At 66.7% G+C, this 16,956-nt stretch carries 17 protein-coding genes; 7 read left to right on the top strand and 10 right to left on the bottom strand.

The window, feature by feature from the left end:
• Window positions 1-3,930 (top strand): glutamate synthase large subunit (gltB, locus tag AADI75_RS14155; RefSeq protein WP_341209650.1); only part of this gene is annotated, 3,930 nt, incomplete at its 5' end.
• A 71-nt stretch (window positions 3,931-4,001) separates the two neighbouring features.
• Here the strand turns inward: gltB and AADI75_RS14160 are convergent.
• The 7 genes from AADI75_RS14160 to AADI75_RS14190 all read right to left on the bottom strand — a co-directional run bounded on the left by AADI75_RS14160 (window position 4,002) and on the right by AADI75_RS14190 (window position 10,873).
• A complete protein-coding gene (locus tag AADI75_RS14160; RefSeq protein ID WP_341209651.1) occupies window positions 4,002-4,514 on the bottom strand; it encodes a hypothetical protein in 513 nt (170 codons plus the stop codon).
• Between the two features lie 220 nt (window positions 4,515-4,734).
• On the bottom strand, window positions 4,735-5,631 hold the full coding sequence (mmsB, locus tag AADI75_RS14165) for a 3-hydroxyisobutyrate dehydrogenase (protein ID WP_341209666.1): 897 nt from the start codon (window positions 5,629-5,631) through the stop codon (window positions 4,735-4,737).
• 10 nt (window positions 5,632-5,641) lie between these two features.
• A complete protein-coding gene (locus AADI75_RS14170; RefSeq protein WP_341209652.1) occupies window positions 5,642-6,418 on the bottom strand; it encodes an enoyl-CoA hydratase in 777 nt (258 codons plus the stop codon).
• A 202-nt stretch (window positions 6,419-6,620) separates the two neighbouring features.
• Window positions 6,621-7,661, bottom strand: coding sequence for an enoyl-CoA hydratase/isomerase family protein (locus AADI75_RS14175; protein ID WP_341209653.1), 1,041 nt, complete (start codon window positions 7,659-7,661; stop codon window positions 6,621-6,623).
• Window positions 7,662-7,680: 19 nt separating this feature from the next.
• Window positions 7,681-8,826 (bottom strand): acyl-CoA dehydrogenase family protein, encoded by a 1,146-nt coding sequence (locus AADI75_RS14180; protein ID WP_341209654.1) that lies wholly within the window; start codon window positions 8,824-8,826, stop codon window positions 7,681-7,683.
• Window positions 8,827-8,837: 11 nt separating this feature from the next.
• Complete coding sequence (locus tag AADI75_RS14185; protein ID WP_341209655.1) at window positions 8,838-9,311, bottom strand: hypothetical protein; 474 nt, start codon at window positions 9,309-9,311, stop codon at window positions 8,838-8,840.
• Between the two features lie 50 nt (window positions 9,312-9,361).
• Window positions 9,362-10,873: a CoA-acylating methylmalonate-semialdehyde dehydrogenase gene (locus AADI75_RS14190; protein ID WP_341209656.1), complete on the bottom strand. Its 1,512-nt coding sequence runs from the start codon at window positions 10,871-10,873 to the stop codon at window positions 9,362-9,364.
• Between the two features lie 80 nt (window positions 10,874-10,953).
• Here AADI75_RS14190 and AADI75_RS14195 point away from each other — a divergent pair, with 80 nt between their 5' ends.
• The 4 genes from AADI75_RS14195 to AADI75_RS14210 all read left to right on the top strand — a co-directional run bounded on the left by AADI75_RS14195 (window position 10,954) and on the right by AADI75_RS14210 (window position 13,975).
• On the top strand, window positions 10,954-11,853 hold the full coding sequence (locus AADI75_RS14195) for a LysR family transcriptional regulator (protein ID WP_341209657.1): 900 nt from the start codon (window positions 10,954-10,956) through the stop codon (window positions 11,851-11,853).
• Window positions 11,854-12,067: 214 nt separating this feature from the next.
• On the top strand, window positions 12,068-12,715 hold the full coding sequence (locus tag AADI75_RS14200; RefSeq protein ID WP_341209658.1) for a PEPxxWA-CTERM sorting domain-containing protein: 648 nt from the start codon (window positions 12,068-12,070) through the stop codon (window positions 12,713-12,715).
• A gap of 29 nt (window positions 12,716-12,744) precedes the next feature.
• The gene (locus tag AADI75_RS14205) at window positions 12,745-13,302 is read left to right on the top strand and encodes a L,D-transpeptidase family protein (RefSeq protein WP_341209659.1); all 558 of its coding nucleotides are present in this window, start codon (window positions 12,745-12,747) and stop codon (window positions 13,300-13,302) included.
• Window positions 13,303-13,444: 142 nt separating this feature from the next.
• Window positions 13,445-13,975, top strand: a complete 531-nt coding sequence (locus tag AADI75_RS14210) for a CAP domain-containing protein (protein ID WP_341209660.1) — start codon at window positions 13,445-13,447, stop codon at window positions 13,973-13,975.
• A gap of 34 nt (window positions 13,976-14,009) precedes the next feature.
• Here AADI75_RS14210 and AADI75_RS14215 read toward each other — a convergent pair whose 3' ends face one another.
• The 3 genes from AADI75_RS14215 to AADI75_RS14225 form a co-directional block, all read right to left on the bottom strand.
• Window positions 14,010-14,195: a PEPxxWA-CTERM sorting domain-containing protein gene (locus AADI75_RS14215; RefSeq protein WP_341209661.1), complete on the bottom strand. Its 186-nt coding sequence runs from the start codon at window positions 14,193-14,195 to the stop codon at window positions 14,010-14,012.
• On the bottom strand, window positions 14,195-14,590 hold the full coding sequence (locus AADI75_RS14220; RefSeq protein WP_341209662.1) for a hypothetical protein: 396 nt from the start codon (window positions 14,588-14,590) through the stop codon (window positions 14,195-14,197). The genes AADI75_RS14215 and AADI75_RS14220 overlap by 1 nt, the downstream gene beginning before the upstream one ends.
• A 439-nt stretch (window positions 14,591-15,029) precedes the next feature.
• Window positions 15,030-15,281, bottom strand: coding sequence for a DUF2171 domain-containing protein (locus tag AADI75_RS14225; RefSeq protein WP_341209663.1), 252 nt, complete (start codon window positions 15,279-15,281; stop codon window positions 15,030-15,032).
• Between the two features lie 56 nt (window positions 15,282-15,337).
• Between AADI75_RS14225 and AADI75_RS14230 the strand changes: the two genes are divergently transcribed.
• Together AADI75_RS14230 and AADI75_RS14235 are read left to right on the top strand one after the other, a co-directional pair.
• On the top strand, window positions 15,338-15,550 hold the full coding sequence (locus AADI75_RS14230; protein WP_341209664.1) for a hypothetical protein: 213 nt from the start codon (window positions 15,338-15,340) through the stop codon (window positions 15,548-15,550).
• Between the two features lie 52 nt (window positions 15,551-15,602).
• Window positions 15,603-16,661, top strand: a complete 1,059-nt coding sequence (locus AADI75_RS14235) for a ribonucleotide-diphosphate reductase subunit beta (protein ID WP_341209665.1) — start codon at window positions 15,603-15,605, stop codon at window positions 16,659-16,661.
• The last annotated feature ends 295 nt before the right edge of the window (window positions 16,662-16,956 follow it).

Genomic DNA, 16,956 nt, shown 5'->3' on the forward strand with positions numbered 1-16,956 from the left:
TCGCTGTCGTGCCGCTCGATCATCTACAAGGGGCTGTTCCTCGCCGAGAGCCTGTCGGTCTTCTACCCGGACCTGACCGATGCGCGCTTCGAAAGCCGCGTCGCGATCTTCCACCAGCGTTATTCCACCAACACCTTCCCGCAATGGTGGCTGGCGCAGCCGTTCCGCTGCCTCGCGCATAACGGCGAGATCAACACGATCCGCGGCAACAAGAACTGGATGCTCAGCCACGAGATCCGCATGGCGTCGATTGCGTTCGGTGAGCATTCGGAGGATATCAAGCCGGTGATCCCGGCCGGCGCGTCCGACACCGCCGCGCTCGACGCGACGTTCGAGGCGATCTGCCGCTCGGGAAGAGACGCGCCGACCGCCAAGCTGATGCTGGTGCCCGAGGCGTGGCAGAAGAGCGCAGACACGCCCGAAAGCCACGCGGCGATGTACCAGTATCTCGCCTCGGTCATGGAGCCGTGGGACGGCCCGGCCGCGCTGGCGATGACCGACGGGCGCTGGGTGGTCGGCGGGGTCGACCGCAACGCGTTGCGCCCGCTGCGCTACACGCAGACCGCCGATGGCCTGCTGATCGTCGGGTCGGAGGCCGGGATGGTCGTGGTGCCGGAGAGCACCGTGCTCGCCAAGGGCCGGCTGGGGCCGGGGCAGATGATCGCGGTCGATCTCCACGAAGGCCGCGTACTGCTCGATCGCGAGGTGAAGGACCGGATCGCCGGCGAGCAGGATTATGCCGCGATGATCGGCGAATTCTCGACGATGGCCGATCTGCCCCCCGCCCCCGCCGACAGCGTCACCCGCTACGATCGCGCTTCGCTGGCGCGGCGGCAGGTCGCGGCCGGGCAGACGATCGAGGACATGGAGCTGATCCTGTCGCCGATGGTCGAGACCGGCAAGGAAGCGATCGGCTCGATGGGCGACGACACGCCGCTGGCGGTCATCTCCGACAAGCCGCGACTCATCAGCCAGTTCTTCCGGCAGAATTTCGCGCAGGTCACCAACCCGCCGATCGACCCGTTGCGTGAGCGCTACGTGATGTCGCTCAAAACGCGGTTCGGCAATCTGGCCAACATCCTCGATACCGAGGACCGGCGCGAGCGCGTGCTGGTGCTCGACAGTCCGGTGCTGACCTCCACCGACTGGGCACGGCTGAAGGCGTATTTCGGCAATGCCGCGGCGGACATCGACTGCACGTTCGAGGCCGGGGGCGGCGCGGAGCGGTTGCGCGCCGCGATCCAGCGCATCCGCAACCAGGCCGAACAGGCGGTGCGCGAGGGCAAGAGCGAGCTGTTCCTCACCGACGAACGGATCGATGAAGATCGCGTCGCAATCCCCGGCGTGCTGGCGGCCGCGGCGGTGCACACGCATCTCGTGCGGCGCGGCCTGCGTTCCTATGCCTCGATCAACGTCCGCGCCGCGGAATGCCTCGATACGCATTATTATGCGGTGCTGATCGGCGTTGGCGCGACGACGGTGAACGCCTATCTCGCCGAGGCGGCGATCGCCGACCGCCACGCGCGCGGGCTGTTCGGCAAATTGTCGATGGAGGAATGCACCAGCCGCCACAAGAAGGCGATCGAGGAAGGGCTGCTCAAGATCCTGTCGAAGATGGGGATCGCGGTCATCTCCTCGTACCGCGGCGGCTATAATTTCGAGGCGGTGGGCTTGAGCCGCGCGCTGGTCAACGACCTGTTCCCGGGGATGCCCGCCAAGATCAGCGGCGAGGGCTATGCCTCGCTGCACGTCAACGCGACCGACCGGCACGAGGCGGCGTTCGATCAGGCGGTGGCGACGCTGCCGATCGGCGGCTTCTATCGCCAGCGCCACACCGGCGAGGCGCATGCTTATTCCGCGCAGCTGATGCACCTGCTCCAGACCGCGGTGTCGACCGACAGCTACTCCAGCTATCTGCAATTTTCGCGCGGGGTGTCGGACCTGCCGCCGATCTACCTGCGCGACCTGCTCCAGTTCAACTTCCCCAACGAGGGCGTCCCGGTCGATCAGGTCGAGGCGATCACCGAGATCCGCAAGCGCTTCGTGACCCCCGGCATGTCGCTGGGCGCGCTGAGCCCCGAGGCGCACGAGACGCTGGCGATCGCGATGAATCGCATCGGCGCGAAGGCGGTGTCGGGCGAAGGCGGCGAGGACAAGGTCCGCTATCAGCCGTATGACAATGGCGACAACGCCAATTCAGTCATTAAGCAGATCGCGTCGGGGCGCTTCGGCGTCACCGCCGAGTATCTCAATGCCTGCGAAGAGATCGAGATCAAGGTCGCGCAGGGCGCCAAGCCCGGCGAGGGCGGGCAGCTCCCCGGCTTCAAGGTCACCGAATTCATCGCCAAGCTGCGCCATGCGACGCCGGGCGTGACGCTCATCAGCCCGCCGCCGCACCACGACATCTATTCGATCGAGGATCTGGCGCAGCTCATCTACGACCTGAAGCAGATCAACCCGCGCGCGCGGGTCTGCGTCAAGCTGGTCAGCTCGGCCGGGATCGGCACGGTCGCGGCGGGCGTGGCGAAGGCGCATGCCGACGTCATCCTCGTCAGCGGCCATGTCGGCGGCACCGGCGCCAGCCCGCAGACCAGCATCAAATATGCCGGCACCCCTTGGGAAATGGGGCTGTCGGAGGTCAATCAGGTGTTGACGCTCAACGGCCTGCGCGGGCGGATCAAGCTGCGCGCCGACGGCGGGCTCAAGACCGGGCGCGACATCGTGATCGCCGCGATCCTGGGCGCCGAGGAATTCGGGATCGGCACGCTCAGCCTCGTGGCGATGGGCTGCATCATGGTCCGCCAGTGCCACAGCAACACCTGCCCGGTCGGCGTCTGCACGCAGGACGAGGCATTGCGCGGCAAGTTCGTCGGCACGCCTGAAAAGGTCATCAACCTGATGACGTTCATCGCCGAGGAAGTCCGCGACATCCTCGCCCGGCTCGGCGTCCGCTCGCTCGACGAGATCGTCGGGCGCACCGAATTTCTCCGCCAGGTCAGCCGCGGTGCCGAGCATCTCGACGATCTCGACCTGAACCCGATCCTCGCCAAGGTCGACGCGACCGACGCCGAGCGCCGCTTCAGCCTGTCGACGTTCCGCAACGAGGTGCCCGACAGCCTCGACGCGCAGATCATCAAGGACGCGTCGGCGGTCTTCTCGCGCGGCGAGAAGATGCAGCTCACTTACTCCGTGCGCAACACGCACCGCGCGGTCGGCACGCGGCTGTCGAGCGAGATCACGCGGACGTTCGGCATGGCGAAGCTGGCCGAGAACCATGTCACGATCCGGCTGCGCGGCTCGGCGGGCCAGTCGCTCGGCGCGTTCCTGTGCAGCGGCGTGACGCTGGAGGTGTTCGGCGACGCCAATGATTATGTCGGCAAGGGGCTGTCGGGCGGCAAGATCGTCGTCCGCCCGGCGGTGTCGTCGCCGCTGCGCAGCCAGGACAATACGATCCTCGGTAACACCGTCCTCTACGGCGCGACCAGCGGCAAATTGTTCGCGGCGGGTCAGGCCGGCGAGCGCTTCGCGGTCCGCAACTCGGGCGCGACCGTCGTGGTCGAGGGCTGCGGCGCGAACGGCTGCGAATATATGACCGGCGGCACCGCGGTGGTGCTGGGCGAGGTCGGCGCGAACTTCGGCGCGGGCATGACCGGCGGGATGGCGTTCGTCTACGACCCCGCCGGCAGCTTCGCGCGCCGCGCCAACCCCGAGAACATCGTGTGGCAGCGCGTCGCCGCCGCGCATTGGGAGGAAGTGCTGCGCGCGCTGATCGTCGAACATGCGGTGGCGACCGACAGCCGCTGGTCGCGCGGGCTGCTCGACGATTGGGACCGCGCGCTGGGATCGTTCTGGCAGGTGATCCCGCGCGAGATGCTCTCGCGGCTCAGCCACCCGCTCGACGATGCCGAGACGCTGGAGGCCGCGGAATAGGATCTATTGCACGTCATTGCGAGCGTAGCGAAGCAATCCAGAGCCGGATCAGGACGCCCTGGATTGCTTCGCTACGCTCGCAATGACGCTCCACGCGCGCGCCACCGCCAAACCAGCCACACCGCCCCCGCAGCCAGCGCCAGCACCGGCCACCCGCCATCGGTGCGCCACAGATAGCCCGCTCCCGCCACAACCACTGCGAGCGTCAGCAACCCCGCCGTCACCGGCGCATGCAGCCGCCGGGCCAGCCACGCCGCCAGCGCCAATGCGGCCAGCGCGTTAAGCGCCAGCCACAGGTACGACGCCTCCGCCGACAGCGCGCCGACGAACGGCAGCTTGACCGTTGCATAGCCGATCATCCGGTTCGGAAACGTATCGGCGGCAAGGTGCAGCCCGGTCCCCGCCCCGACCCCGCACGCCGCCGGATGCCACCGCCGCCGCGCGAGCAGCGCGCACGCCGGCACGATACTGTGGGTCAACGCGCTGCGGTGCCCGAGCCAAAGCCGCAGGTCGAGATCGGGCAAGGTCAGCCCGATCAGAAAGGCGACGAAGGTGACGAGCGCGGCGATCAGGGCAGGCGGCATGTCGCGGCAGGTGGCACGAGCATAGTGCGGCGTCCATCCGTCGTCATTGCGAGCGTAGCGAAGCAATCCAGGGCGTCCTGGTCCGGCCCTGGATTGCTTCGCTACGCTCGCAATGACGGTGCCGCGCCGGAAGCCAGCCCCGCCCCTCCAGTACTACGTCGCCCGGACTTGATCCGAGGCCCCGCATCTTCTCCCAACCAAGAAGAAGCGGGATCCCGGATCACGTCCGGGATGACGAGGGCGCCCCCTCCAGCATCCGGATGATCCCCGAAAAATCGAGCCCGCCCTGCCCGGCCTCGACGAACTGCCGATACAGGTCGCGCGCGCGCGTCCCCATCGGCACCTGCGCCGCCGCGCCCGCGGCCGCCGCCATCGCCAGTTCCAGGTCCTTGAGCATCAACGCCCCGGCGAACCCGCCCTTGTACGCGCGATCGGCGGGCGACTCCGGCCCGACCCCCGGCACCGGGCAATAGGATGTCATCGACCAGCTCTGCCCGGTCGCCTTGCTCGAAATGTCGTAGAAGGTCTGCGCATCCAGCCCGAGCTTCTGCGCCAGCGCGAACGCCTCGCACGTCGCGGCCATCGTCGCGCCCAGGATCAGATTGTTGCACAGTTTGGCGATCTGCCCCGCGCCGCTGTCGCCGGCGTGGATCACCGCCTTGCCCATGTCCTCCAGAAACGGCCGCGCGCGATCGAACGCCGCCGCCGGGCCGCCGACCATGAAGGTCAGCGTCCCTCCTTGCGCCGCCGCAATCCCGCCGGAGACAGGGGCATCGACCGCCGCGATCCCGCGCGCCGCCGCCTCGCGCGCGATCCGCTGCGCGGTGGCGAGGTCGATCGTCGAACAATCGATCAGCACCGTATCGACCGCGACGTCGGACAGGCTCTCGGCATAGACGTGCGCGACATGGGTGCCGGCGGGCAGCATCGTCACCACCGCCTCCGCTCCGTCGGCAGCCTCGCGCGCCGACGCGACCGGCAGGCATCCCGCCGCCTTCGCCGCGTCGAGCGCCGCCGCCGACAAGTCGAAGGCGCGCACGTCATGCCCCTTCTTCGCCAGATTGGCGGCCATCCCGCCGCCCATATTGCCCAGCCCGATGAACCCGACGCGCGCCATCATGCCTCTCCTATTTGCCCGTGAATTGGCCGGGGCGTTTCTCGACGAACGCCGCCATGCCTTCCTTCTGGTCGGCGGTGCCGAACAGCCCGTGGAACAGCCGCCGCTCGAACTGCACGCCGTGCGCCAGCGTCGTCTCGAACGCGGCGTTGACCATTTCCTTGTTCGCCAGCACCGCCAGCGGCGCCATGTCGGCGATCGTCTGCGCGGTCTTCACCGCTTCCTCGACCAGCGCGGCGGCCGGCACGATCCGGCTGACCAGCCCGGCGCGTTCCGCCTCTTCGGCATCCATCATCCGCCCGGTCAGGCACATCTCCATCGCCTTGGCCTTGCCGACCGCGCGCGCCAGCCGCTGCGACCCGCCCATGCCCGGCGAGACCGCGAGCTTGATCTCGGGCTGGCCGAACTTCGCCGTGTCGGCGGCGAGGATGAAGTCGCACATCATCGCCAGCTCGCACCCGCCGCCCAGCGCATAGCCGGCGACGGCGGCGATGATCGGCTTGCGCGTCTGCGTCAGCCGTTCGTAGCCGCCAAAGAAATTGCCGCCGTACATTTCCGCGAAGCCCTGCGCGGCCATTTCCTTGATATCCGCCCCGGCCGCGAACGCCTTCTCGCTGCCGGTCAGCACCGCGCACCCTTGCGACGCATCGGCGTCGAACGCGGCGAGCGCGGCGAGCAGGTCGGCGAGCAGCTGCGAATTGAGCGCGTTGAGCGCCTTCGGCCGGTTGAGCGTGACGAGAGTCACACCGCCGCGCTGTTCGACCAATAAAGTGTCGTATTCGGCCATCTACCCCTACTCCCGTCGCCCCTGCGCAGGCAGGGGCCTATGTCTGTGTATTCTTCATCGAACGCCCTGACACAAATGCGCCGCGCCTGTGTCCGGCGTCTCGCTACACGCTACAGACACGGGTTCCTGCCTCCGCAGGAGCGACGGCCGCCACCCGTTCGTGCTGAGCTTGTCGAAGCCCATGCCCCGCCGCACGCCACCCTCACCCCGGCGTCCACGCCTCATCCTCGGGTAGCGGCGCGAAGATGCGGTCGATCATATGATCGCTCACCCCCGCGACGGTCGCGGGCTCCCAGCGCGGCGCATTGTCCTTGTTGACGATCAGCGCGCGGACCCCCTCGACGAAATCCGGGCGCTGCACCACGCGGCACGCGACCGCATATTCCTGCCGCATCTCGTCGGCGAACGTCGCCATGCCAGCGGCATCCTTGAGCAATTTGAGCGACACCTTCATCGCCTGCGGCGACTTGGTGGCAAGCGTCGCCAGCGTCGTCCGCGCGAAATCGCCGTCATCGGCCTGCAACGTCGCCAGCACCTCGTCCAGATCGTCGGACGCGAACAGCCGGTCGATCGCGTCGCGATGCGCCGGCAGCGTCGCCGCGGGCGCTTCCTCGGCCAGCCCGGACAGCACCGCCTCGATCGCATCGGGTTCGGCCATGATCCGCGCCTTCGCCGCCTCGACGCGCGCGGCGGGCAGGTAATGCGTCGCCAGCCCGAGCGCGCGCGCCTCCGCCCCGTCGAGCCGCGCGCCGGTCAGCGCCAGATACTGCCCGATCCGCCCCGGCAGCCGCGACAGATACCAGCCGCCGCCGACATCGGGGAACAGCCCGATCCCGGTCTCGGGCATCGCCAGCCGCGTATTCTCGGTCGCGACGCGATAGCGGCACGGCTGCGACACGCCGACCCCGCCGCCCATCGTGATGCCGTCCATGAACGCCACCGTGTCCTTCGCATAGGTGAACAGCCGGTGGTTCATGCGATATTCGGTGTGGAAGAACGCACGCGCCTCGGCCCCGTCGCTGGCGCCGCTCCCCGCGAGCATCCGGATATCGCCCCCCGCGCAGAAGCCGCGACCGTCCGCATGGTCGATCACGACGCAGCGCACCGCGTCATCTCCACGCCATTGCTCCAGCGCGTCGAGGATGCCCTGACACATCGCGGTGGTGAGCGCGTGGAGCGCCGTGGGCCGGTTGAGCCGGATCCGCCCGACCGGGCCTTCGATGGTGACGACCAGATCGCTCATGCCCCATCCCTTCCGGCCGTCACTGCCGCACCAGCTCGCGGCCGATAATCATCCGCATCACCTGATTGGTCCCCTCCAGGATCGAATGGACGCGCAGGTCGCGCCAGAAGCGCTCGATCGGATAATCCATCAGATAGCCGTAGCCTCCATGCAATTGCAGCGCACGGTCGACCACGCTGGAGCCCGTGTCGGTCGCCAGCCGCTTCGCCATCGCGGCGAACCGCGTCTTGTCGGGGGCGTTGGCGCTCACCTTGGCGGCGGCGACGTAGAGCAGGCAGCGCGCCGCCTGCAGCTCGGTCTCCATGTCCGCCAGCATGAATTGCGTGTTCTGGAAATCGCTCACCGCCGTGCCGAACTGCTTGCGGTCCTTCGTGTAGGCGATCGCCTCGTCGAGGCAGCGCTGCGCACCGCCCAGCGAGCAGGCGCCGATGTTGAGCCGCCCGCCGTCCAGCCCGGCCATCGCGAAGCGGAAGCCCTCGCCCTCCTGCCCGACACGATTGCTCACCGGCACGCGGACATTATCGAACGTCACCGCGCGCGTCGGCTGCGCATGCCAGCCCAGCTTGCGCTCGTTCGCGCCGAACGAAACGCCGGGCATGTCCTTCTCGATGACGAGGCAGGAGATGCCCTTCGGACCTTCGGCACCGGTGCGCACCATCGTGACGTAAAGCTCGTTTTCCCCGGCACCGGAGATGAACTGTTTCGTCCCGTTGACGATATATTCGTCGCCATCGCGGTACGCGCTGGTCTTTAGCGCCGCCGCATCCGATCCCGAACCCGGCTCGGTCAGGCAATAGCTGGCGATGCGCTCCATCGTCACCAGATCGGGCAAGTAACGCGCCTTCAGCTCCGCCGAACCATAGCGATCGATGATCCAGCTCGCCATATTATGGATGGAAATGAACGCACTGGTGGTCGGACAGCCATAGGCCATCGCCTCCATGATCAGCGCCGCCTCCAGCCGCCCGAGGTTGATCCCGCCGCTCTCCTCGCTGACGTAGATCGCGGCAAACCCCAGCTCCGCCGCCGCCTTGATCGTATCGCGCGGAAAGATATGCTTTTCGTCCCATTCCGCCGCGAACGGCGTGATGCGATCGGCGGTAAAGCGTTGCGCGAGCGTCTGAATTTCGCGCTGCTCGTCGGTCAGGTCGAACTGGTCGGTCATGCTCAATATCCTCAGCAGCGGCGATAGCGCTGCGTGGCGGTCGGCCCGGTGCGCACCAGCATGGTGCCCCCGGCGTCAAGCCGATAAACTTCACGGGCGTAAACCCCTGGCCCCTCACCCGAAAAACGCAGGTCGACCGCCAGCTCCTGCGGGCTGCGGCGATCGATCCGCTGCACCCGCGCGCGCGATTCGTAGAAGCGGATCGTGTCGGCGTCGATGTTGATGCGCCCGGTCGCGGCGGTATTGGCCAGCTCGCAATCAGTGTCGCCCGCGCCCCAATATCCGAGGAATTCCGTGGGAAAGGCGCGGTCGCGCGCGGCGTTGGGCGTGCTCTTGGCGATCGGCACCCCGGTGCGCGCAGTGGTGGCGGCGCCGTTCTGCGCCACCGCCTGCTCGATCGCCGCCTGCGCTGCGGCTTCCCGTTCGGGCACCTCGACCCGGTTGTAGTCGGCGTCGTGGCTCGAACAGGCCGCGAGCAACGTCATGAAAACAATCCCGTTCGCCTTGATCCTGGCCAAAAGTCGCATCGCGTCCATCACCCCATCGTCGGGATCACGAACGCATCCTGTACCGCCGCGGGTCCGCCTCCCGCCCCATCGGGCCAGCGCTGCGTTACCGTCTTGACCTTGGTCCAGAATTTCACGCCTTCCGTGCCGTGCTGGTTGGTATCGCCGAAGGCCGAGCGCTTCCAGCCACCGAAGGTATGATACGCGACGGGCACCGGGATCGGCACGTTGATCCCGACCATCCCGACGTTGACCCGCGCCGCGAACTCGCGCGCGGCATGGCCATTGCGCGTAAAGATCGCGACACCGTTGCCGTACTGATGCTCGCTGGGCAGCCGCACCGCGGTTTCGAAATCGGGCGTACGCACGATCTGGAGCACGGGGCCGAAGATTTCCTCCTTGTACGAGTGCATGTCGGGCGTGACGTGATCGAACAGGCTGGGTCCAATGAAGAAGCCCTGCTCATGCCCTTGCAACCGGAAGTCACGACCGTCGACGACCAGCTCCGCCCCCTCGTCGACTCCGGTCTGAATCCAGTTGGCGACACGCTCGCGATGGGCCGCGTTCACCACCGGCCCGTAATGCGCCTCGGCATCGGTCGACACGCCGACCCGCAAGCCCGCGATCGCAGGGAGCAGTTTCTCGCGCAACGCCTCGGCAGTCTTGTCGCCGACCGGCACGACGACCGGCAACGCCATGCAGCGCTCGCCCGCCGACCCGAAGGCCGCGCCGGACAGGTCGGCGACCACCTGATCCAGGTCGGCGTCGGGCATGACGATGCCGTGGTTCTTCGCCCCGCCCATCGCCTGCACGCGCTTCCCCGCCGCGACGCCGCGACGATAAACATGATGCGCGACATCGCTCGACCCAACGAAGCTGACCGCGCCGATCGCGGGATGGTCGAGGATCGCGTCGACCATCTCCTTGTCGCCGTGGACAACCTGCAACACACCCTCGGGCAGCCCAGCCTCTGCCATCAACTCGGCAAGCCGCACCGGCACGCTGGGGTCGCGCTCACTCGGTTTCAGGATGAAGGCGTTGCCACACGCGATCGCGACGCCGAACATCCACATCGGGATCATCGCCGGGAAATTGAACGGGGTGATTCCCGCGCCGATCCCGATCGGCTGACGCATCGAATAGACGTCGATCCCCGGCCCGGCGCCCTGCGTATATTCACCCTTGAGCACATGCGGGATGCCGCAGGCGAATTCGATGACTTCCAGGCCGCGCTGGATGTCACCCTTCGCATCGGCGATCACCTTGCCGTGCTCCGACGACAGCAGATGCGCCAGCGCGTCCATGTGCGTCTCGACCAGTTCCTTGAAGCGGAACATGACGCGCGCGCGGCGCTGCGGATTGGTCGCTGCCCATGCCGGCTGCGCGGCCTGCGCCGCCGCGACCGCGCGGTCGAGATCGGCGGCGGTGCCGAGCACGACCTGCGCCTGCACCTGCCCGGTGTTGGGGTCGAAAATGTCGGCGGTGCGCGCTGGCGCCGCTCCGCCGCCGCTGCCCGCGATATGATGGTCGAGCTGGCGCATCGCATTTCTCTCCTGTGTCGCGCCGGTGTGCGCCCCCGGCGATTTGCCGGCAAGCGACAATTCTGCAACGTTCACCTGCAATGACGCAGCCCTTGCCCTGGAACGACTTGCAGGATTTCCTGGCAGTCGCGCGCGCCGGCCAGATCGCGCGCGCCGCGACCCTCGTCGGAGTCGATGCCACCACCATCGGGCGGCGGCTGCGCCGACTGGAGGCGCGGCTCGGCCGCACGCTTTTCGAACAGACGCGCGAAGGACAGGTCCTGACCGAAGCGGGCGAGGCGCTGCTCGCGCAAGTCGAGGAAATGCAGAACGCCGCCGAGCGGATCGTCGAGGCGCGCGGCCCCGCCGAGTCGCTGTCGGGCGTGCTGCGCGTCAGCGTGTCCGAGGGGTTCGGCACCTGGCTGGTGGCCGAGCATCTTCACGAATTCGCCGCGCAGCACCCGGCGCTGACGATCGACCTGGCCGCCAGTTCGGGATTCCTCAGCCCGTCCCGGCGCGAGGCGGACGTCGCGGTGCTGCTGGCGCGCCCGCGGCATGGGCCGGTCGTGGCCGGCAAGCTATCGGACTATGCGCTGCATCTTTATGCCGCACGGTCGTTGATCGCACGGGCCGGGACCGTGACGCGCGAGTCGTTGGGGGACCGGCATACGATGGTCGGATACGTCCCCGATCTCCTCTATTCTCCCGAGCTGCGTTTCGTCGACGATGTCGGCTCCCGGCCCGCGCCGACCCTTCGAAGCTCCAGCATCAATGCGCAGGCACGGCTGATCGCGACCGGCGCAGGAGTCGGAGTCTTGCCGCATTTCATTGGCGGTGCGCTGCCCGATCTGGTGCGCGTACTGCCCGAAGTGACCATCCACCGTACCTTCTGGCTGGTCACGCACCGTGACACGCGACAATTACGGCGGGTTCGGGCCTTTTCGTCATGGCTCACCGGGCTCGTCACCAAGCACCGCGCGCGGCTTGATCCACCGCGTTAACTTTTCGACGCAGCGTTAACCTTTCGCGTAATTGTTAACGCTTCACCGACACAGCTTGGCATGTTGCTGTTTTTCGGTGGCGCATCGGCCACACCAGCTGGTCTTTGCACCGTGTGTCGCATTCCTGGACCAGAATCTACTGGACTTGCGGAGACAGTGCAGCGCAGAAGCGTTCTACCCCAATCGGACTATTAAACAGGAATCGGTCGACGGGATGAAGAACTGGCGCACCCTTACCACCTCGATCTCCCGCACGACGCTGGTCCGTGCGGCAGTGGTGTTGGGTGTCGGCGGTTCGGCGATCGGCAGCTACGCCGGACTTGGCATCCTGGGCGGCACCGTGCCGTTTGCAGAGGCGATGAACCTGCCCGCCGCGCTGGCGGTGCTCCCCGATCCGTTATCGATCATGACCGCGCGGTCGCCCGGCGAACGCGGGCATGGCGCGATGTTCAACATCAAACAGACGAAGCGTCCGCGTCAGCTGGCCAGCGTTCGGCCGCGCGGGCCGCGTGAGCGCGTGTTGAGCAACGTGCGCGAGCGTGATCCGGTCGCTGGCGTGCCCGCGGGCGATTTGCCGATTACCCCCGGCGGCTTCGTACCCGATCTTGCGCCGGTTTCCCCCGATGCGCTCGGTCCGGTCGGGCCGGGTGGCGGCGGTGACTCGTTCGGTCCGCCGCCGGTCTTTCCGACGGGTCCGGGTGGCAACATTCCGGGTGTGCCCGGACCGACGCCGACCCCGACGCCCACCACCCCCGTTCCCGCCGTGCCGGAGCCCGCGACCTGGGCGATGATGACGCTGGGGTTCGTGATCACCGGCCTCGCGGTACGCCGCCGCAAGCGGACCCGCACTACCGTCGCATGACCTGGGAGAGGCTCGGAGCCGCTGCGTTCGTGACGGCGGCCTTTGCGGCCGTGCCCCCCGTCGCCGCGACGACCACCGCCACCACGATCGGCAGCTATGGTGCGCGGTTCCGCTATCCGGCGGGGCGCGAGGGCGTGCTGCCGATGACCGGCGCGCAGTCCCTGCGGGTGCGCAGCCTGCTCGCGATCCGCAAGCCGATGCGCTTCGGCGATTACGTCTGGAACGACATCGGCGTTCCCGCAACGGGCAAGGTACGCGTCCGTGTCGACCTGCCGCGCCAGGTGATCTCGGTATTCCGCGATGGGCATGAGATCGGCACCGCCGTGATCCTGTACGGCACGGACCACAAACCGACACCGACCGGCACCTTTCCGATCCTGATGCGCGCCCGCCAGCATCAATCGTCGCTCTACGATGCCGAAATGCCGTACATGCTGCGGCTGACCAACGACGGTGTGGCGATCCACGCCAGTTCAGTACGTCGCGGCTCGGCCACCCACGGCTGCATCGGCGTGCCGCTGTCGTTCGCGCAATTGCTGTTCGATCAGGTCGCACGCGGCGATCCAGTGACGATCGTCGGCGCGTGATGCGACAAGGTCCTGCACCTGTTCGCTAAGTAACTACGTGGCGCGCCACAGGTATGAAGACGCGCTAACCAGATTCCCTAACCGCCGGTAAGGACCGTGCGCCGTAATTTCTCCTGGTCATCAGGAAGAGGTTACCCGGCCCATGCCGCGTTCCACACAGCGTCGTCGCCCGTTGTTCATCGCGCTCGCCGCGTTGCTGTGCGCGCCGTTCATGGCCGGCGCAACGAGCTACTCGAACACGTTCGATGCCCGCGTCCTGGCGGCGCAGAACGCGGAACGCGCCGCACTGGGCATCGCGCCGCTGCGCTGGAACTCGGAACTGGTCGAGTCGGCGCATGCCTGGAGTCAGTATCTCGCCACCACCGGCCGCTTCGAACACGCGCCCGAGCGGCGGATGGACCCGGAGGGCGAGAACCTCTGGGCGGGAACGCGCGGCTATTACTCGCCTGAGGCGATGGTGGGCGGCTGGGTGCGCGAAAAACGCTACTTCAAGCCCGGCGCGTTCCCGAACAACAGCATCACCGGGCGCGTCGCGGACGTCGGCCATTACACGCAGTTGATGTGGCGCGATACGGTCGAGGTCGGCTGCGCGCTGGCGCGGGGGCGCGACGAGGATGTGCTCGTCTGCCGTTACAAGAACGCCGGCAATTACCGCGGCGAGCGACCGTTCTAAAGCGGAGCTGCGCCGCGACGCAGCCCCGGCCCGCTTAGACGAAGCGCAACACCGTCCGGCGGCGCTGGAAAACGCCAATTACGCCAAAGCCGAGGATCATCGTCAGCCACGTCCCGGGTTCTGGTACCGCGCTGTTGCTCACGGCGGAGAGGAACTTGCCCGAAGCCGAGGTCATCGTCACGTTCGTAGGCAAAGTAAAGCGCATGGTGGCGGTGTTCATCATGTTTGCCGAACCCTCGCTCGCGTCGCCCGGACCATCGGCGCGTAGCGCGTCGCGCCGCCGCTGCCTTTGGCAAAGGCCGACACGCCCAGCTTGCCGGTCAATAAATCCGCATAGGCCGCGGCGCTGTTGGGACCGTTGTAGGTGAGCGGGGATTCGAGTCGGGTGGGGTGGGCGGTGTCGTCGGTGGTCTGTGACGAAGAGCCGTCGCGCACGTCCCGCACGGTCAGTCCACCGCCGTTGTACCGGCTCTCCTCGTGCTGGGCGGCATTTACGTCCCGATCTTTGGCGGCATATTCGATCGAGGTCCACGTCCGCATCGCGGTCTCGGCACCTGCCGGGACGGCGATCATCAGTAAGCCCAGCGACAAGGGCGAGCTCCACGCCCGCTTCATCCGACCCCCATTTTCTGGTTCGACGCTGATGTGGCCTTCTCTACTTGGCGGGTCCGCCACCGCAATATGACGTTTCTTACAGCAAGGCGCATTTGCGTCACTGCGGCACTTTCCGCGCGGAACTCCATCCCGTCATTACGTAGCCGATCTGGTATTCCCCCGCTCCCAGACCACAATAGATTGCGGTTGAACCGTCGGTCATGTACCTTCGGCGGACAGCGTGAATCGCGACCGTAGGGCGCGAACGTGGTGGCGATCGGGCTCTTCTACCGGAACCGATCGCGCGATGGCGGCGCGACTCGCGGGCCGCCGCGGATGGCGGAGCGACGGGATGCAGATGGGCGGCGACATGCCTCGACGACATGCAAAGACCCCGGCGCGCCGTGAGGCGGCCGGGGTCGTCGTGGCCGTCCGCGCGTGCGGCGGCGCGGCGAAGCGGTTATTCGGCTTCTTCGAACATGTCCTGCGCGTTCTGCGCGGTTGCCGACAGGCGCACCGTCTCGCCTTCGACCTCGGCGACCAGCCCCAGCGGGAGGTAATGGTGCTTGGCGCCCTGCCCATCCTGCGTCGACGGCGAGTCGTTCTTGGTCAGCTTGATGCGGTCGCCATCGACATGGTCGACGGTGCCGACGTGTACGCCGTCCGCGCCGATCACTTCGGCATGTTCCTTGATCTGGCTGGCATCGACCATCGTCGTTCTCCTTGGTTGGGTTCGGGCGGCAAACGCGCCGCTGCGACTTTGGTCGCATGATCGAGACGCTGCCGCTGCAATCCGCGATCATGTTCGCGGTCGCCGCCGTCTTCATGCTCGCAGGCGCGTGGCTGCTGGTGCAATTGCGTCATCCGCAAGGGCCGGCACGCGTCTATGTCTATCGGATGGCCGGGATCATGGCGCTGGCGGGGGGCAGCGTGCTGGGGATGTCGGCCTGGGCGATGTGGCAATGGAGCCTCGAAAGCTGATCCTGTCCGTTCGTTGATATGTTTTTGTAAATACCTTTACCGGAGTAACCCCATGCCGCTTCTTCAGGCGTCCAAGCAGTACAAGCCCTTCGAATATCCGTGGGCGTTCGAATATTGGAAGCGCCAGCAGCAATTGCACTGGCTGCCGGAGGAGGTGCCGCTCGGCGAGGATTGCCGCGACTGGGCGCAGAAGCTGACCGATCACGAGCGCAACCTGCTGACACAGATCTTCCGCTTCTTCACGCAGGCCGACGTCGAGGTGCAGGATTGCTACCACGAGAAGTATGGCCGCGTGTTCAAGCCGACCGAGGTCAAGATGATGCTGACTGCGTTCAGCAACATGGAGACGGTGCACATCGCCGCCTACTCGCACCTGCTCGACACGATCGGGATGCCGGAAAGCGAATATGGTGCCTTTCTCGAATATGCCGAGCTGAAGGAGAAGCATGATTACATGCAGAACTTCGGCGTCGACAGCGACGAGGACATCGCGCGGACGCTGGCGATGTTCGGCGGCTTCACCGAGGGCGTGCAGCTGTTCGCCAGCTTCGCGATGCTGATGAACTTCCCGCGCTTCAACAAGATGAAGGGCATGGGGCAGATCGTCACCTGGTCGGTGCGCGACGAGAGCCTGCATTGCGAGGGCATCATCAAGATGTTCCACACCTTCTGCGCCGAGCGGCAGTGCCTGACCAAGGCGGTCAAGGACGATATCGCCGATGTGTGCCAGACGACGATCCGGCTGGAGGACAATTTTATCGATCTCGCGTTCGAGATGGGTCCGGTGAACGGGATGACCGCCAAGGACATCAAGAAGTATATCCGTTACATCGCCGACTGGCGGATGGGGCAATTGGGGCTGAAGCCGATCTATATGATCGACGAGCATCCGATCCCGTGGCTGACCCCGCTGCTGAACGGCGTGGAACATGCGAACTTCTTCGAGACGCGCGCGACCGAATATTCCAAGGCCGCGACACGCGGGCAATGGAACGACGTGTGGGACAGTTTCGACAAGCGCCAGAAGGCGAAGGTCTCGACCGCCGCGGCGAACGAAGACCCGACCGAGACGGGCGACATGTTCGCGCGTGCGGGGGTCGCCGCCGAATAGGCGCGTTCGCGCCGATGAACGAGGAAGGCCGCGCGTGGCGACACGTCGCGGCCTTTCGCGTGCTGGCGGCGGAAGCGTTGGTGGATGCGACCCGAAGATCAGCACGTCATGCGCGCAATCCTCGCGTGGGCAGCGGAGCCATCGAAGACTGTAGAGACGCAGGTGCCGGGACAAAAGGCATGAAAAAAGGGGCAGCTTTCGCTGCCCCTCTATTTCCACCGTCTTTCTCCAAGAAGAGAAAGTGGCGCGCCCGGAACGATTCGAACGTCCGACCCTCAGATTCGTAGTCTGATGC

It is taken from the genome of uncultured Sphingomonas sp. (assembly GCF_964021865.1).
Taxonomy (GTDB): domain Bacteria; phylum Pseudomonadota; class Alphaproteobacteria; order Sphingomonadales; family Sphingomonadaceae; genus Sphingomonas.

Excerpts from the sequence above, each read along its gene's own strand:
- mmsB (WP_341209666.1), bottom strand. The coding sequence starts at position 5,631 with ATGGCGCGCGTCGGGTTCATCGGGCTGGGCAATATGGGCGGCGGGATG.
- AADI75_RS14175 (WP_341209653.1), bottom strand. The coding sequence starts at position 7,661 with ATGAGCGATCTGGTCGTCACCATCGAAGGCCCGGTCGGGCGGATCCGG.
- AADI75_RS14160 (WP_341209651.1), bottom strand. The coding sequence starts at position 4,514 with ATGCCGCCTGCCCTGATCGCCGCGCTCGTCACCTTCGTCGCCTTTCTG.
- AADI75_RS14185 (WP_341209655.1), bottom strand. The coding sequence starts at position 9,311 with ATGACGTTGCTCGCGGCCTGTTCGAGCCACGACGCCGACTACAACCGG.
- AADI75_RS14230 (WP_341209664.1), top strand. The coding sequence starts at position 15,338 with ATGATCGAGACGCTGCCGCTGCAATCCGCGATCATGTTCGCGGTCGCC.
- AADI75_RS14225 (WP_341209663.1), bottom strand. The coding sequence starts at position 15,281 with ATGGTCGATGCCAGCCAGATCAAGGAACATGCCGAAGTGATCGGCGCG.
- AADI75_RS14180 (WP_341209654.1), bottom strand. The coding sequence starts at position 8,826 with ATGACCGACCAGTTCGACCTGACCGACGAGCAGCGCGAAATTCAGACG.
- AADI75_RS14220 (WP_341209662.1), bottom strand. The coding sequence starts at position 14,590 with ATGAAGCGGGCGTGGAGCTCGCCCTTGTCGCTGGGCTTACTGATGATC.
- AADI75_RS14190 (WP_341209656.1), bottom strand. The coding sequence starts at position 10,873 with ATGCGCCAGCTCGACCATCATATCGCGGGCAGCGGCGGCGGAGCGGCG.
- AADI75_RS14235 (WP_341209665.1), top strand. The coding sequence starts at position 15,603 with ATGCCGCTTCTTCAGGCGTCCAAGCAGTACAAGCCCTTCGAATATCCG.
- AADI75_RS14215 (WP_341209661.1), bottom strand. The coding sequence starts at position 14,195 with ATGAACACCGCCACCATGCGCTTTACTTTGCCTACGAACGTGACGATG.
- AADI75_RS14170 (WP_341209652.1), bottom strand. The coding sequence starts at position 6,418 with ATGGCCGAATACGACACTTTATTGGTCGAACAGCGCGGCGGTGTGACT.
- AADI75_RS14195 (WP_341209657.1), top strand. The coding sequence starts at position 10,954 with ATGACGCAGCCCTTGCCCTGGAACGACTTGCAGGATTTCCTGGCAGTC.
- AADI75_RS14200 (WP_341209658.1), top strand. The coding sequence starts at position 12,068 with ATGAAGAACTGGCGCACCCTTACCACCTCGATCTCCCGCACGACGCTG.
- AADI75_RS14210 (WP_341209660.1), top strand. The coding sequence starts at position 13,445 with ATGCCGCGTTCCACACAGCGTCGTCGCCCGTTGTTCATCGCGCTCGCC.